At 66.3% G+C, this 15,299-nt stretch carries 18 protein-coding genes; 1 reads left to right on the top strand and 17 read right to left on the bottom strand.

Going from position 1 to position 15,299, the window contains the following annotated elements; translation table 11 throughout:
- Nucleotides 1–129 precede the first annotated feature (129 nt).
- From F813_RS0100505 to F813_RS0100485, 5 genes are all read right to left on the bottom strand, one after another.
- Nucleotides 130–1,683, bottom strand: a complete 1,554-nt coding sequence (locus tag F813_RS0100505; protein WP_017925150.1) for a bifunctional GNAT family N-acetyltransferase/carbon-nitrogen hydrolase family protein — start codon at nucleotides 1,681–1,683, stop codon at nucleotides 130–132.
- A gap of 42 nt (nucleotides 1,684–1,725) precedes the next feature.
- Nucleotides 1,726–2,049, bottom strand: a complete 324-nt coding sequence (locus F813_RS0100500) for a hypothetical protein (RefSeq protein ID WP_017925149.1) — start codon at nucleotides 2,047–2,049, stop codon at nucleotides 1,726–1,728.
- Nucleotides 2,046–2,438 carry a PH domain-containing protein gene (locus F813_RS0100495; protein ID WP_017925148.1) on the bottom strand — a complete coding sequence of 131 codons (393 nt, stop codon included), beginning with the start codon at nucleotides 2,436–2,438 and terminating at the stop codon, nucleotides 2,046–2,048. The genes F813_RS0100500 and F813_RS0100495 overlap by 4 nt, the downstream gene beginning before the upstream one ends.
- Before the next feature lie 108 nt (nucleotides 2,439–2,546).
- Nucleotides 2,547–3,356, bottom strand: a complete 810-nt coding sequence (gene speD / locus F813_RS0100490; RefSeq protein WP_012983717.1) for an adenosylmethionine decarboxylase — start codon at nucleotides 3,354–3,356, stop codon at nucleotides 2,547–2,549.
- A gap of 111 nt (nucleotides 3,357–3,467) precedes the next feature.
- Nucleotides 3,468–3,896: an OsmC family protein gene (locus tag F813_RS0100485; protein WP_017925147.1), complete on the bottom strand. Its 429-nt coding sequence runs from the start codon at nucleotides 3,894–3,896 to the stop codon at nucleotides 3,468–3,470.
- A 222-nt stretch (nucleotides 3,897–4,118) separates the two neighbouring features.
- Between F813_RS0100485 and crp the strand changes: the two genes are divergently transcribed.
- Complete coding sequence (crp, locus tag F813_RS0100480) at nucleotides 4,119–4,757, top strand: cAMP-activated global transcriptional regulator CRP (RefSeq protein ID WP_012983719.1); 639 nt, start codon at nucleotides 4,119–4,121, stop codon at nucleotides 4,755–4,757.
- A gap of 92 nt (nucleotides 4,758–4,849) precedes the next feature.
- On the opposite strand, the gene trpC is transcribed toward crp, so the two are convergent.
- From trpC to purE, 12 genes are all read right to left on the bottom strand, one after another.
- Nucleotides 4,850–5,665, bottom strand: a complete 816-nt coding sequence (gene trpC / locus F813_RS0100475; protein WP_017925146.1) for an indole-3-glycerol phosphate synthase TrpC — start codon at nucleotides 5,663–5,665, stop codon at nucleotides 4,850–4,852.
- Nucleotides 5,662–6,696: an anthranilate phosphoribosyltransferase gene (trpD, locus tag F813_RS0100470; RefSeq protein ID WP_017925145.1), complete on the bottom strand. Its 1,035-nt coding sequence runs from the start codon at nucleotides 6,694–6,696 to the stop codon at nucleotides 5,662–5,664. The genes trpC and trpD overlap by 4 nt, the downstream gene beginning before the upstream one ends.
- A gap of 77 nt (nucleotides 6,697–6,773) precedes the next feature.
- Nucleotides 6,774–7,967, bottom strand: a complete 1,194-nt coding sequence (locus F813_RS0100465; protein ID WP_017925144.1) for a multidrug effflux MFS transporter — start codon at nucleotides 7,965–7,967, stop codon at nucleotides 6,774–6,776.
- Nucleotides 7,964–8,557 (bottom strand): aminodeoxychorismate/anthranilate synthase component II, encoded by a 594-nt coding sequence (locus tag F813_RS0100460; RefSeq protein WP_017925143.1) that lies wholly within the window; start codon nucleotides 8,555–8,557, stop codon nucleotides 7,964–7,966. Before F813_RS0100460 ends, F813_RS0100465 begins: the two co-directional genes overlap by 4 nt.
- A gap of 114 nt (nucleotides 8,558–8,671) precedes the next feature.
- On the bottom strand, nucleotides 8,672–10,159 hold the full coding sequence (gene trpE / locus F813_RS0100455; protein ID WP_017925142.1) for an anthranilate synthase component I: 1,488 nt from the start codon (nucleotides 10,157–10,159) through the stop codon (nucleotides 8,672–8,674).
- 92 nt (nucleotides 10,160–10,251) lie between these two features.
- On the bottom strand, nucleotides 10,252–10,935 hold the full coding sequence (locus F813_RS0100450; protein ID WP_017925141.1) for a phosphoglycolate phosphatase: 684 nt from the start codon (nucleotides 10,933–10,935) through the stop codon (nucleotides 10,252–10,254).
- Between the two features lie 25 nt (nucleotides 10,936–10,960).
- Nucleotides 10,961–11,650, bottom strand: coding sequence for a ribulose-phosphate 3-epimerase (gene rpe / locus F813_RS0100445; protein ID WP_017925140.1), 690 nt, complete (start codon nucleotides 11,648–11,650; stop codon nucleotides 10,961–10,963).
- Between the two features lie 181 nt (nucleotides 11,651–11,831).
- Nucleotides 11,832–12,155, bottom strand: a complete 324-nt coding sequence (locus F813_RS0100440) for a c-type cytochrome (protein ID WP_012983727.1) — start codon at nucleotides 12,153–12,155, stop codon at nucleotides 11,832–11,834.
- Nucleotides 12,156–12,289: 134 nt separating this feature from the next.
- Entirely contained in the window at nucleotides 12,290–12,955 is a 666-nt protein-coding gene (locus F813_RS0100435; RefSeq protein WP_012983728.1) for an energy-coupling factor ABC transporter permease, read from the bottom strand.
- A 2-nt stretch (nucleotides 12,956–12,957) separates the two neighbouring features.
- Complete coding sequence (locus tag F813_RS0100430) at nucleotides 12,958–13,575, bottom strand: class I SAM-dependent methyltransferase (RefSeq protein ID WP_017925139.1); 618 nt, start codon at nucleotides 13,573–13,575, stop codon at nucleotides 12,958–12,960.
- Entirely contained in the window at nucleotides 13,572–14,735 is a 1,164-nt protein-coding gene (locus F813_RS0100425) for a 5-(carboxyamino)imidazole ribonucleotide synthase (RefSeq protein ID WP_017925138.1), read from the bottom strand. Before F813_RS0100425 ends, F813_RS0100430 begins: the two co-directional genes overlap by 4 nt.
- Nucleotides 14,732–15,247 (bottom strand): 5-(carboxyamino)imidazole ribonucleotide mutase, encoded by a 516-nt coding sequence (gene purE / locus F813_RS0100420; RefSeq protein ID WP_017925137.1) that lies wholly within the window; start codon nucleotides 15,245–15,247, stop codon nucleotides 14,732–14,734. The genes F813_RS0100425 and purE overlap by 4 nt, the downstream gene beginning before the upstream one ends.
- Between the last annotated feature and the right edge of the window lie 52 nt (nucleotides 15,248–15,299).

The following is a 15,299-nucleotide window of genomic DNA, read 5'->3' as shown; positions in this document are numbered from 1 at the left end:
GCACGCCACGTGCCGCGCTTCCCTGCACGACCGGACTCGAGTCCCGCTCTGAAGGTTACGCATGCACCCGCCCCGGCGCCAGCGCACGCTGCGGTCCGACGAGAACCGGGTCACGTTTTTGCGCGCCGCTCAAACGGGCTTCGACTTCCACTGGACCGCATACAGATCCCGCCGCCGGTCGCGCAGGTTGCGCACCGAGCCGTGGTTGCGCAGTTCCTTGAGGTTGTCGAGGTCGAGATCGACGATCAGGGTCATCTCGGTATTCGGCGTCGCCTCCGCGGCCACCGCGTCGTGCGGGAACGCAAAATCGGACGGCGTGAACACCGCCGCCTGCGAGTACTGCATGTCCATGTTCTCGACCCTGGGGAGGTTGCCGACCGAACCGGACATGACCACGTAGCACTCGTTCTCGATGGCGCGCGCCTGGGCACAGCGGCGGACTCGCAGGTAGGCGTTCTTGGTGTCGGTCCAGTACGGCACGAACAGGATCTGCAGCCCCTTCTCGGCCATTACCCTGGGCAGTTCCGGGAACTCCACGTCGTAGCAGATCAGGATGCCGATCTTGCCGAAGTCGGTGTCGAATACATGCACCTCGTCCCCGCCCTGCAGCCCCCAGTAGGCGACTTCGTCCGGGGTAACGTGGATCTTGTACTGGCGGTCCCAGGTGCCGTCGCGCCGGCACAAATACGAGACGTTGCGCAGGACATCGTCGGTGTATTCGGGCATCGACCCGGCGACGATGTTGATGTTGTAGGCGAGCGCCAGGCGCACCATCTCCTCGCGGATCTGCTCGGTGTACTCGGCCAGGTGCCGCACGGCCTCGGCCGGGTACTCCTGGTTGAACGCCCCCATCAGCGGGCCATTGAAGAACTCCGGGAACAGCACGCAGTCGGAGCGATAGCCGGAGACGGCATCCACGAAGTATTCGACCTGCTGAAACAGCGAGTCGAGATCCGGCGTCGGGCGCATCTGCCACTGGACCACGCCGATACGCACATCCGAACGGCTGCCCCCGATCAGCTTCTCCTTCTCCTCGTAGTAGATGTTCAGCCACTCGATCAGGGTCGCGTAGGCGCCGGATTTCTCGTCGTCCGGGAGGTAGTTGGTGATGATCTTGCGAACGTGGAAGTCGTTGGCCAGCTGAAAGGTCAGGATTGGGTCGGTGATCTCGTGGTTCTTGACCTTCTCCACGTACTGCTGCGGGGTCAGCTCGTCCCGGTACTGCTCGTAGCCCGGGATGCGCCCACCGGCCACGATCGCGCGCAGGTTGAGCTTCTGGCACAGCTCCTTGCGCGCGTCATACAGACGGCGCCCGAGGCGCAGGCCGCGATAGTCGGGGTGGACAAAGATATCGACGCCGTACAGGGTGTCACCATCCGGGTCATGGGTGGTCAGAAACCCGTTTCCGGTGATCTGCCAGTAGCTGTGCTGGTCACCGAAACGCTTGTACTCGACGATCAGGCTGATCGCGGCGGCCACCACCTTGCCCTTGTCCTCGATGCAGATCTGGCCTTCGGGGAAGCGGGAAATCTGCGACCGGAACTGGGCCTCGCTCCAGGCGCCGTCGAGGTCCTCGTATACCCGTTCCATGATCTCGCGGATATCGTCGTAGTCTTCCATCCGCGTCGGCCGCAGCGTCAGGCGGTGCGGCGCGTTGGGGTCGGCGTCTTGCTGATTGCTCACGCGTTGGATGCTCCGTGGTGGTGGGGCCACCCGCCGGCCGGTTCAGAAGATCCAGGCCAGCAGCAGCCAGAAAAAGACAAAGAACAAGAAAAAGCCGGGGATCATGAACTGCAACTCGCCGATCAGCCCCTCCCCGGCCGCCAGCGCGAACACCAGCATGACCAGCACCGAGACGATTGCGGCCACCAGGGCCGCCATCTGCAGCCCCATGCCGTCGTCGAAGGTGGTCGCGACCCACTCGGACAGCCCCGGCAGGGTGACGGCCGCGCCCAGTACGATCAACGCCACCAGCAATGTGGCCAGGGCCGAGGTCCCCAGCAGGATGCGCAGGGCCAGGCGGCCGTCGCGGCGATCGCCGGCGCTCACGCAGCCGCCTCGCGACGATCACGCACATAGTCCCGCACGCGGTGCGGGTCCGGGATACCACTGACGCGGAACTCCGGATTGTCGCCGGTGGTGTACACCGCAATCTCGCCGACCCGGAAGATCCGGTTCCAGAAGCTCTGGTCGACCTTCACGGTGCGAATCTGTCCGATATCCAGGTCCACATGGGACTTGCTGAGCAGGCCCTCTTCCAGGTGCACCTGATCGGCATCAATGCGCAGGCGCACCGAACGCGTCTGCAGATACCACCACAGCAGGATCAACAGCCCCAGGCCAAAGGCGGCAATCAGCAAAACGCTGAAAATGAAACCGAACGGGTGATTGCGAAACATCGCCGGGTGGGCATCGATCGCGGGTGCACGGCTGGACATGGGACCTCCGGTTCGCGGACAGGTCCCGACAGTGTGCCAGATGGAACGCCCGTCGCGGGTGTCTCCAAGCGATGCTGCCGCGTCGGCCAAGGAACGCGGCATCGCGGATCAGGCAGGGCGGCTCATGTTCTTGCCGTAGAAGATCTCCATCATCTCGTGCTTGAGCAACTTGGCGATGCGCTTGGCCTCCTTGGCCGAGTAGTCATCCTTGCCCAGGCCGAACAGGTAGCTGTCGAGATCGAAATCCTTGAGCACCATCTTGGTGTGGAACAGGTACTCTTGGTACACGTTCACGTCCACCATCTGGTACTTCTCTTTGGTATCGCGCGAGAGGAAGTCCTGGATGGAGTTGATCTTGTGGTCGATGAAGTGCTTCTTGCCACGCACGTCACGGGTAAAGCCGCGCACGCGGTAATCCATGATCACGATATCCGACTCGAAGCTGTGGATCAGGTAGTTCAGGGCACGCAGCGGGGAGATGCGCCCGCAGGTGGAGACATCGATGTCCGCGCGGAAGGTGGCAATGCCCCCCTCAGGGTGCGCTTCGGGATAGGTATGGACCGTGATATGGCTCTTGTCGAGGTGCCCGACTACGGTCTCCGGCAGCGGGCCCGGTCCCTCTGTGTACCCGATCATCTCGGTCGCCACCGGCTCTTCAGAGATCAGCATCGTCACCGAGGCGCCCTGCGGGTCGTAGTCCTGACGCGAGATATCCAGGATATTGGCCCCGATCAGGTGGGCCACGTCCGTCAGGATCTGCGTCAGACGCTGGGCGTTGTAGGCCTCGTCGATGTACGCAATGTACTCGTCCCGATGGCGTTCGCCGGAGGCGTAGCAGATGTCATAGATGTTGAAGCTCAGGCTCTTGGTCAGGTTGTTGAACCCGTGGAGCTTGATCTGCTTCTTGTGACGGGGCATGGCGTTTCCTCTTGCCCGGTGCGCAGGGAACGGCGGATTGTAGACGTAGCAGCCCGTCAGGGAAACACGCCGCGCCTGCTGGCGGAAATTTCCGCTACCCGCGCGGGTGACTCAGCGCGGTGCCGGGCCCTCGACAATCTCGAAGTCGTGGGTAACCCTGGCCGCCGCACCAAGCATCAGCGAGGCCGAACAGTATTTCTCCGCGGACAGCTCCACCGCCCGCCCCACCTGCTTTTCCGACAGTCCGTTCCCGTAGACGCGAAAGTGGACATGAATATCGGTGAACACCTTCGGCACCGTCTCCGCCCGCGTACCGTCCACCGTGACCTCGCAGTCGAGGACCTCCTGGCGCCCCTTTTTGAGCATCGCCACGACATCGAAACTGGTGCATCCACCCAGCCCCAGCAGCAGCATCTCCATCGGACGAACCCCCAGGTTGCGACCGCCGGCATCCGGGGGGCCATCCATCACGATCGCGTGACCGCTGCCGGTCTCGCCGACAAACGCCACCTGCTCCAGCCACTTCACCCTGACCTGCATGCGCGTCTCCTTTTGCCCACAATTTCGGCCCGTTTGGAAGGCCCTGTGTGGCCTATACTCAACAAAAAATGCATGAACTTTGAGATACAAAGCACAAAATCAAATCTCGCTCGACGAATTTTGTGACTCGATCCCGACACCCGCGTCCCGCTCGCGGAGGGCTGAATTACACTGAAAACCGTCCTCAACAAGCGAGACGTAAAAGCCATGGATGCCATGACTATGAATAACCCGTTCGTCTACCGCCCGGCACAGCCGTCGCCGGCACTGGAGCGCTTCCTCGGTTACTGCCACCGCCGGCACTATCGCAAGCGCACGACGATCATTCACTCCGGCACGGTACCGGATACGTTGTACTACGTCGTCAGCGGCTCCGTTTCCGTGTTGGGCGAGAACAACGGGCACGAGCTCGTTCTGGCCTACCTGAACAAGGGCGAATTCTTTGGCGAACTCGGCATGTTCGAGGATGACCCGCGCTCGGCGACGGTCGTCACCCGCGAGGATACCGAGACCGCCGAGATCCCCTACACCCAGTTCCGCGAGATCGTGCAGCGCGACCCGGAGATCCTGATGCTGCTGACCAGCCAGATCGCCACCCGCCTGCGCCAGACCTCGCGCAAGGTGATGGACCTGGCCTTTGTCGACGTTACCGGCCGCATTGCCCACACCCTGCTGGATCTGGCACGCCAGCCCGACGCCATGACCCACCCGGATGGCATGCAGCTGCGTATCACCCGCCAGGAGATCGCGCGCATCGTCGGCTGCTCGCGCGAGATGGCCGGGCGTGTCCTGAAGGACCTGGAGGAACGCGGACTGATCACCGCCCACGGCAAGACCATCGTCGTGTTCGGCACCCGCTGAACGGCATCCCGGCAAAAACCTGCCCGCAGCGAACGCGGGCGGGCACCTCGCCCGCAAGCAAACCGCGGACGACCGGACGACCGGACGAAGTATCAGTCCTCGCCGCGGAACAGCCGGCCCAGCGCCAGCCCTGGATCCTCGGTGCGCATGAAGGCCTCGCCCACGAGGAAGGCATTCACCCCCGCCTCCTGCATGCGCGCCACATCCTTGCGGGTATGGATGCCGCTCTCGGTGACCAGAAGCGCCGATTCCGGCACCTGGTTCTTCAGTTCCAGCGTGGTCTCCAGGCGCGTCTCGAAAGTACGCAGATCGCGGTTGTTGATGCCGATCAGGTCCGCCCCGATCTTCTTCGCGCGCTCGAGCTCTTCGGCATCGTGCACCTCGACCAGGGCATCCATGCCCAGCTCGCGGGTCAGGAAGTACAGCTCATGCAGCGCGGTGTCATCCAGCGCGGCGGCGATCAGCAGCACGCAGTCCGCCCCCAGCACCCGCGCCTCGTAGACCTGGTAAAGGTCGATCACGAAGTCCTTGCGCAGAATCGGCAGCTTGCAGGCCACGCGCGCATCGCGCAGATCGCCGTCACGCCCCTTGAAGAAGTCCACGTCGGTCAGCACTGACAGGCAGGTGGCCCCGTGTTCCTCGTAGCTGCGGGCGAAGGCCTCGGGGTTGAAGTTCGGGCTGATCTGCCCCTGGCTGGGGCTGGCCTTCTTGATCTCCGCGATCACGGCGGCGCGGCCGGCATCGATATCGCGCTGCAGCGCCGCCCGGAACCCGCGCGGCTCCGGGGCCGACCCCATCCAGCCACGCAGCTCGCGCAACGGCCAGAAGGCCTCGCGTTCCTTCACCTCCTCGCGCTTGCGCTCGAGGATCCGCTTGAGAATATCGGGTACATCTCGGATCTCGCTCATGCCGGGTCCTTGTCTGCCAGTCGTGCACTCGCCTCTTGCAGGCGCTCCAGGCGCTCGCGCGCGGCGCCACTGTCGATCGCGGCCGCCGCCCGCTGCACACCGCCCGCCAGCGAATCGGCACCGCCACCCGCGTAGATGGCGGCGCCAGCGTTCAGCAGCACGATGTCGCGCGCGGCGCCGGGTTTGCCCTCCAGGACGTCACGCAGCATTGCGGCCGAGGCCTCCACACTGTCCACCCGCACCGCATCCAGCGCGGTGACGGCCAGACCGAAATCCTCGGGCCGAACCGTATATTCGCGGATCACGCCGTCCTTCAGCTCGGCTACCCAGGTCGGCGCGCCGATGCTGATCTCGTCCAGCCCGTCCTCGGCGTGCACCACCAGCACATGCTCGCTGCCGAGGCCCTTCAGGGCCTCGGCCAGCGGGCGCACCCAGGCTTCGGAGAACACGCCCAGCACCTGATTCGGCGCCCCGGCGGGATTGGTCAGCGGGCCCAGCACGTTGAACAGCGTGCGCACGCCCAGTTCCTTGCGCGGGCCGATCGCGTGTTTCATCGCACCATGATGGGCCGGGGCGAACAGGAAGCCGACGCCGACCTCTTCGATGCAGGACCCAACCGCCTCCGGCGACAGCCCGAGATGGATCCCAAGATGCTCCAGCACGTCCGCGGAGCCGGACTTCGACGACACCGAACGGTTGCCGTGCTTGGCGACCCGCACGCCGCCGGCCGCCGCAACCAGCGCCGAGGCGGTGGAGATATTGAAGGTGCCGGAGGCATCGCCGCCGGTGCCGCAGGTATCGACCAGCCCGGTACGCGGGACATCCACGCGCGTCGCCAGCTCGCGCATTACACCGGCCGCCGCGCGGATCTCCTCGATGGTCTCGCCCTTCATGCGCAGGGCCACCAGCAGCCCGCCAATCTGGGCATCGGTGGCCTCGCCGGTCATCACGGCCTGCATAACAGCGGTCATGGCCGCCTCATCCAGGTTCTGGCGTTCGATCAGGGCCGCTATGGCTTGCTGCACGGTCACAGGGCTGCTCCTGTCGGGGAATCGGGAGCGCTAGTGTAACGCCCGCTCCCGCGCGGCACGAACCAGGGAAACGCGGATCAGCGTTTTCCCGGCCGGTCCCCGATGAACCAGACGAAGGCGGCGAACAGCCAGATTGCGGCCGCACCGGCGACCAGGTGCAACAGGACGTCATCCAGCCAGTCGACCACGAAGAGCGTGAGCAGGGCCGCAAACCCGAGCTGGATAAAGGCCTGCATCGCCGAGGCCATGCCGCGGGCGCCCGGATAGCAGTCCAGCGCCAGCAGGGTCAGCGAGGGCATCCCCAGGGCCAGGGCAAAGCTGTACAGGGCAAACGGCAGGGTCACGGCCGCCACCGAGGGCTCCGGGTCCAGTGCTGCCCAGCCCACCAGCGCGAGCGAAATCCCGGTGAGCAGCAAGCCGATCCGTACGGTGATCTCGGGCGCCCCGCGCCCGGCGCTCCAGCCGGAGGCCACGCCCCCCAGCATCAGCCCCACGACCATCGGCGCGAACAACCACCAGAAATCGCGCTCGCCACCTCCGAGATGGACATAGATCAGCGCGGGCGAGGCCGCGACGAACAGGAACTTGGCCCCGAACAAAGTGGTATGCACCAGTACGGGCTGCAGGAACTGCATATTGCGCAGCGTGCCCGCGTAGCGCCCGAGCACCAGCCGCGGCCGGCTGGACACGCGCCCGACCGGGGGCAGGGTCTCCGGCAGCCACAGACGCGCAGCGAGTAGCAAGACCACCCCGTAGAGCACCAGGAATGCGAACACCGAGCGCCAGCCAAACGCGGATTGCAGATAGCCGCCCAGGATGGGCGCAATCGCGGGCCCCATCGCGAACATGATCGTCACAATCGCGAATACACGCCGCGCATCAATGGGATCGAAGCGATCGCGCACCAGGGCACGGCTCACCACCACTCCGGCCGCCGCCGCGAAGCCCTGGCCGACACGCAGCCCGATCACCTGCCAGTACTCGACCGCCACCACCAGCAGCGCGGATGTCGCGACATAGGCCACCAGCGCCCACAGCACGACCGGGCGCCGGCCCAAGGCATCCGACAGCGGCCCGGCCACCAGCGTGGCCAGGGCAAAGGCGACCAGATAGGAGGACAGCGTCGCCTGCATCGCCGCTCCGTCGACGGCCAGGTCCGCGGCCATCGCCGGAAACGACGGCAGGTAGGTATCCAGCGAGAACGGCGCCAGCAGCGCCAGGGGTGCGACCAGCAGCGCGAAACGCAGCCGGGTGCGTTGGTGCGGCGTCACGCCGGCTGGGGCAGGCGGCGCAGGAAGTTGTCGAGGAGCTCGTGCCCCTGCCGGGTCAGGATGGATTCGGGATGAAACTGCACGCCCTCGACGTCCAGCTCACGGTGGCGCAGGCCCATGATCTCGTCGCGGGAGCCGTCCTCGCGCTCGGTCCAGGCGGTGACCTCCAGGCAATCGGGCAGCGAGGCCGACTCCACCACCAGGGAGTGATAGCGCGTGGCCTCCAGCGGATTCTCGAGGCCCGCAAAGACCCCTACCCCGGTGTGATGCACCGGGGAGGTCTTGCCGTGCATGATCTCGCGGGCCCGCACCACGCGCCCGCCGAACACCTGGCCAATCGCCTGATGCCCGAGGCAGACCCCGAGGACCGGGATCTGCCCGGCAAAGCGGCGGATCACATCCATCGACACACCCGCCTCGTTCGGGGTGCAGGGGCCGGGCGAAATCATGATCCCGGCAGGTGCCAGCTCGGCGACCTGGTCGGGCGTGATCTGGTCGTTGCGATGCACCTCGACCTCGGCCCCCAACTCGCCCAGATACTGGACCAGATTGAAGGTGAACGAGTCGTAGTTGTCGATCATCAGGATCATGCCGGGATTCCCTCCGCCGCACCGGACCGGTACAGATCGCAGACTAGCGCGAGTGCGCCCGGCGTGCCCGACAACCGCGCTCGCGCTGCCCGTTCTGCGCTGGTCATCACGCCCTCAGCCACGGTGCCTGCGCGGCCCCAGTCCGCCCAGCGCCAGTTCGGCCGCGCGCACGACCGCGCGCCCCTTGTTCAGGGTCTCCTGCCACTCGTTCTCGGGCACCGAGTCATGCACCACCCCGGCGCCGGCCTGGATGTGCAGCTCGCCGTCGTGCAGCACCGCCGTGCGTATCGCGATCGCGGTATCCATGTTGCCGGACCAGGAGAGGTAGCCGACCGCACCGGAATACGGCCCGCGCTTGACCGGCTCCAGCTCGTCGATGATCTCCAGCGCGCGGATCTTCGGCGCGCCGGAGACCGTACCGGCCGGGAAGGTCGCGCGCAGCACGTCCATCGTCGAGTGCCCCGGAGCAAGCTGCCCCTCCACATTAGAGACGATGTGCATCACGTGCGAGTAGCGCTCGATGCTCATGGTGTCGGTCACCTCCACCGAGCCGATCTCGCAGACTCGGCCGACGTCGTTGCGCCCGAGGTCGATCAGCATCAGGTGTTCGGCGCGCTCCTTCGGGTCCGCCAGCAGCTCGACCTCCAGCGCGCGGTCCTCTTCCTCGGTACGCCCGCGCGGGCGGGTTCCGGCGATCGGCCGCACGGTCACGCGGTCGTCCTCCAGGCGCACCAGGATCTCCGGCGAGGCGCCGACCACGTGGTGGTCGTCCAGGTCCAGGTAGTACATGTAGGGCGACGGGTTCAGCGCCCGCAGCGCACGGTAGAGATCCAGCGGGGGTGCCGAGAACGGCACGCTCATGCGCTGTGCCAGCACGACCTGCATCACGTCGCCATCCATGATGTATTCCTGCGCCCGCGCCACGGCCGCCTTGAAACCCTCGGCCGACCAGCCCGGCACATACTCCGGCACCGCGTGCGGGTGCGGCGGGTCCTCCGGCGGCACCAGCGGCTCGCCGATCCGGCTCTCCAGCGCATCGAGGCGTTCGGCCGCCACGGCCTGCCCGTCGGGGCGCGAGGTATCGGCATGCACCACCAGATACAGCCGCCCGGAGAGGTTGTCGTAGACCACGACCTCCTCGGAGACCATCAGCAGGATGTCCGGCAGGCCCAGGGCATCGGGCTTTTCCGGGCCTTCCAGACGCGGCTCGATCAGGCGTACGGTCTCGAAGCCGAAATAGCCGACCAGGCCACCGGTGAAGCGCGGCAGGCCCGGCAGGTCGGCGACCTTGAAGCGCGCCTGGTAGGCCTCGATCCAGGCCAGCGGGTCAGTCTCGGTGGTTTGCTCGACCACATCACCGTCGGTCTCCACCGTGATGTCATGGCCGTGCACCCTCACCCGGGTCCGCGCCGGCAGGCCGATAAAGGAATACCGGCCCCAGCGCTCCCCGCCCTGCACCGACTCGAACAGGTAGGAATACGGCCGGTTGGCCAGCTTCAGAAAGATGGACAGCGGGGTCTCGAGATCCGCCAGGACCTCGCGCACCAGCGGGATGCGGTTGTAGCCCTCGCGGGCCAGTGCGTCGAACTGTTCGGGGGTCATCACAAGGGTTCCTGACAAGAGAGGGGCAGACGGCACGGCAGATCAGTCGCCGTTTCGCCATCGCCTCGCTGTCCGGCCCATTGCGATCATACTCAGGCCGCCCGCGCGGGCAGCAAGTCCGGCAGTTCGTCCAGCCGGTCGAGCACCGCGTCGGGGTTCTCGTCGCGGATGTCGTCGCCGTGATTGTAGCCGTAGGTCATGCAGACGATCTGGAAGCCGGCCGCGCGTGCCGCCTTCACGTCGCTCTTCGAGTCCCCGACCATCAGCGACTCGGAGGGGTCGACACCCAGCTCGTTCGCCGCGTGCAGCAGCGGCGCCGGGTCGGGCTTCTTCTGCGGCAGGGCGTCGCCGGCGACCACGATCTCGAAGTCGTCGAGGATGCCCTTTTCCCGCAGCAGCGGCACGGTGAAGCGCTCGGCCTTGTTGGTCACGCAGCCCAGGCGGTACCCGGCGGCCTTCAGCTGGTCCAGCCCCTCGCGCACCCCCGGGTACAGCGGCGAGCGCCCGGCAGTGTTCTCCTGATAGATGCGCATGAAGACGGGTAGTGCGCGCTCGAAGGCCTCCGGGTCCGGTTCGCCGTCGAGCGCATTGATCAGCGCCCGCTTGACCAGCCGTTCCACCCCATTGCCGACCCAGTTGCGCACGGCCGCCTCGCCGCGCTCGGGCAGGCCCAGCTCGCGCATCATGGCATCCACGCTATAGGCCAGGTCCGGCACGCTGTCGATCAGCGTGCCGTCCAGGTCGATCAGGATCATGCGGGGGCGCTTGAGGGACATCCCGGTCTCCGTCGGACGTGGCGAATCAGGCCTTGGCCAGTTCGTCGCGCATCTGCTGGATGATGCTGTTGTAGCGGTTCGCGTCGGAGTCGCTGGACGCGCCGAAGATCGCGGAACCGGCGACGAAAGTATCGGCACCCGCGGCCTTGATCTCGCGGATGTTGTCGGCCTTCACGCCGCCGTCGATCTCGAGGCGGATGTCACGCCCGGATTCTTCGATCATCTTGCGCGCGGCGCGCAGCTTGTCGAGCGTGGCCGGGATGAACTTCTGGCCGCCAAAGCCCGGGTTCACCGACATCAGCAGGATCATGTCGACCTTGTCCATCACGTATTCCAGGTAGGACAGCGGGGTCGCCGGGTTGAACACCAGCCCCGCCTTGCAGCCCTCGGAGTGGATCAGCTGCAGGGTACGGTCGATGTGGTCGGAGGCCTCCGGGTGGAAGGTGATGTAGCTGGCACCGGCCTGGGCGAAGTCCGGGATGATGCGGTCCACCGGCTTGACCATCAGGTGCACGTCGATCGGCGCGGTCACGCCGTGCTTGCGCAGGGCATCGCAGACCAGCGGGCCGATGGTCAGGTTCGGCACGTAGTGGTTATCCATCACGTCGAAGTGGACGATGTCCGCGCCGGAGGCCAGGACGTTGTCGACTTCCTCGCCCAGACGGGCGAAGTCGGCGGAAAGGATGGACGGGGCAATGAAATCGGGTTGTGCCATGGGAAGCCTCGCAGGAATCGCTGGGATAGCGGGACCGACCATCGGCCACGCTCTCGGAACCGCGAAACTTTACCGGATGCCGCCATGCCAGGCAAAAGGCGGCTCATGCGACAGGCCCTCCAACGCAAACGGGCCGGGGGAAGCCCCGGCCCGTCGGCTTGCCGCTTCGTCGTGGCCCGAATCAGTTGAATTCGGACTCGATGAAGGCGGCCACGTTGGCGATGTCGTCATCGCTCAGCGCCTGGGCATGCGGGCGCATCAGACCGGTATGGGAACCGATCTCTTCACCGGCGCGGTAGCGCTCGAGCTTGTCGGTCACGTACTCGGCGTCACGACCGGCCAGCGCGGGGAAGATCGCCTGCCCCTTGCCTTCGGCGCCATGGCAGCTCAGGCAAGTGGACTGGTACTTGGACTGGCCAGCCTGGATGTCGGCCGCCTGCGCGGCGGAGGACAGCATCAGCACACTCCCTGCGATCCCGGCCAGAACGAACAGCTTGGTTTTCATTGTTGTGGTCTCCTCGTTTGCAACTCACCAACGGGGTTGCGGCCCCATCTGAAGCGAACGTTAGCAAGGCTTCCCTGAACGGTGCATTAACATAAAAACCGATAGGGATATGCCGATTCCGTCGCGTCCCGCAGTCAGCGCCCGTGCACGTAGCGCTCGTCCGACCAGGTCGCCAGCCACTCCGGGCGCACCATCACCAGGCCGGTCACCACCATCCCGTTGAGGACGGCCTCGGGCAGCACGAGCAGGGCCAGATAACGCACGTAATCGCGGTAGATATCGCCCCAGGCCAGGTCGGTGAACAGCCCGTAGATCACCGCCGAGCTCAATACCGTGGCGGCCACCGTCAGGGCCCCGCCAAGGAAGGCAACCCCGTACAGATAGATGAACATGTGCCGCGGCAGCCAGGCCTCGGTCGCCCGCAGCAGGCCCCAGGTCACGGCCACCGGCAGCACGCCCGCCAGCAACACCGTCAGCGGAAAGGCCGCAAGCGGCAACGCCCCCAGCAGGGCCAGCCCCGCCACCACCAGAAACACCATCAGGATGGCCAGCTGCCAGCCAAACATCAGCGTAATCGTGGCCATGCCGAGAAAATGCAGCGCCAGTCCCTCAAGGGTCTGCGCGCGCAGTCCCCAAATCAGCAGCAGACACAGCGTGGCGATCACAAAGAGCTGCGTACGCCCCGGGACGAAGAAGGCCTCCCAGGGCATACGCCGCAGCATGAACAGCAGCCCCGCCCCCAACAGCAGGGCGGACAACACGCGGAGCGCAACCGGGAGCTCGCCCGCGCCCTCGACCATGGTCAGTCGGGCTCGCGCTCGGCGGCCGCAACCGTATACTCGCGGCCCTGCTTGACCTTGTCGTAATTGCCGAACACTTCCTTGAACCCCTTCTCGATGAAACGCCGCAAACCCGTGATGGTTACGACATAGATGCGACCACCGGGGTTCATCTGCTCGTGGGCATCCAGCAGGTAGGTGTAGAGCATCTCCCGCCCCACCTTGGCCGGCAGGTTGGAAACCACGAGATCGAAGCGGCGATCGCGGATCTGGGCCAAACCATTGCTGGTCACACACTCGACGTTGGTGATGCCGTTGAGTTCGGCGTTGCGCCGGCTGTATTCGACTGCGAGGAAATTGGTGTCCACCAGCGTCGTGATGCCCTGCGGGGCCTTGCGCGCCAGGGTCAGGCCGATCGGGCCATAGCCGCAGCCCAGGTCAAGGCAGTCATCACTCGGACGCACCTCGATGCGATCCAGCAGCATGCGCGTGCCATCGTCGATCCGGCGCGGCGAGAAAAGCCCCCAGGTCGTGCGAAAACGCAGAGGCTCGCCCGCCAGGGTATCGTCGAATTCCAGGTCGCGCTTGAGCTCCGTCTGGCGCGCCCGGCGCGAACGGCTGTCCGGGAATGTCTCGGTCACGCGGACACCCCGACCGCGCGCGCCAGAGCCTCCCACAGCCCCTCGGCGGTGGAGGCCGAGGCCATCGCATCTTCCTCGCCGGGTACTCCCAGTACGCACAAATGCCCCATCTTGCGTCCGGCCCGCGCCTCGCTCTTGCCATACAGATGCAGGCGCGCCCGCCCGGCCTCCAGCACACCGGACCAGTCCGGGCTGCCGTCCGTGGGCCACAGGTCCCCCAGCAGATTGACCATCGCCACGGGGGTGGTCAGGCGCGCCGGGGCGAGCCCCAGACCACAGATCGCACGCACCTGCTGCTCGAACTGGGAGACGGTGCAGGCGTCCAGCGTGTAATGACCGGTGTTGTGCGGGCGCGGAGCGATCTCGTTGACCAGCAGTTCGCCGCTCATCGTCAGGAAGAACTCGACCGCCAGCACGCCACAATAATCCAGGCGATCGGCGATCAACTGGGCGATCGCCACCGCGCGCCCGGAGAGATCCTCGTCGACGCGCGCCGGTACCCGGCTCAGGTGCAGGATCCCGTCTCGGTGGACATTCTCGGACACCGGGAAGGCCTCGCTGCGGCCATCCGCAGTGCGCGCGACGACGACCGACAGTTCGCGCTCCAGCTCCACCCGCTCCTCCAGTACGCAGTCCACGCCACCGAGTTCTGCGTGCGCGGAAGCCAGATCGCCCATGTGCTCCATCGGGCGCTGCCCCTTGCCGTCGTACCCCAGCCGGGCGGTCTTCAGGATCGCCGGGAAGGAGGGCGCACCGGTGGCGTCCTCGCCACCATCGCCACCGGCTGTCACCGGACGCCACGGCGCGACCGCCACCCCGATCTCGGCGAGAAAGCGCTTCTCCTCCAGACGGTCCTGGGCCACGCCCAGCGCGCACAGGCCGGGCCGCAGGCAGGCGTTGGCCTCCAGCCATTCCAGCGCCGGCCGCGGGATATTCTCGAACTCGCAGGTAATCACCGCGCACTGGCCGGCCAGGGCCGACAGCGTCTCGGCATCCTCATAGGGCTGACACAGGTGGCGCGTTGCGATCTGTCCGGCGGGGCTGTGCGGGTCGGGATCCAGCACCCAGACCGCATAGCCCATCTCGCGCGCGGCGCGCACGAAGTAGCGACCGAGCTGCCCGCCGCCGAGCAGCCCCAGGGTGGCAGGAGGCAGGATCATGATGCGGCCGGCGGCAGGATCTGGTTGAGCACCGTATCGCGCTGCGCACGGCGAAAGGCATCCAGGCGCTGGCACAGGACGGGGTCGTTGTTGGCCAGCATCGCGGCCGCAAACAGCGCGGCATTGGCTGCGCCGGCTTCGCCAATGGCAAAGGTCGCGACCGGTATCCCCTTCGGCATCTGCACGATCGACAGTAGAGAATCCTGCCCCTGCAGGTGGCGCGAGACGACCGGCACACCGAGCACCGGCACCGAGGTCTTGGCCGCCAGCATCCCGGGCAGATGCGCGGCGCCCCCGGCCCCGGCAATGATCACGGCCAGGCCCCGTGCGCGGGCCTGTTCGGCATATTCGAACAGGAGATCCGGGGTGCGGTGGGCGGAGACCACCCGTGCCTCGTAGGGCACGCCCAGTTCCTCCAGCACATCCACCGCGCATTCCATCGTCGCCCAGTCGGAAGTGCTGCCCATCACCACGCCTACACGTGGGGCGGTATTGTCGTTGTTGGCCGTCATGGACGGAACCTTAGCCGCCCCGCCCCGGGGCGACAAGCCCGCGTCGAGGCCG

The organism is Thioalkalivibrio sp. HL-Eb18, assembly GCF_000364985.1.
In the GTDB taxonomy this organism is placed as follows: Bacteria; Pseudomonadota; Gammaproteobacteria; order Ectothiorhodospirales; family Ectothiorhodospiraceae; genus Thioalkalivibrio.
The sequence above is the reverse complement of the archived record's forward strand: the minus strand, read 5'-3'. Positions and strand labels throughout refer to the sequence as shown.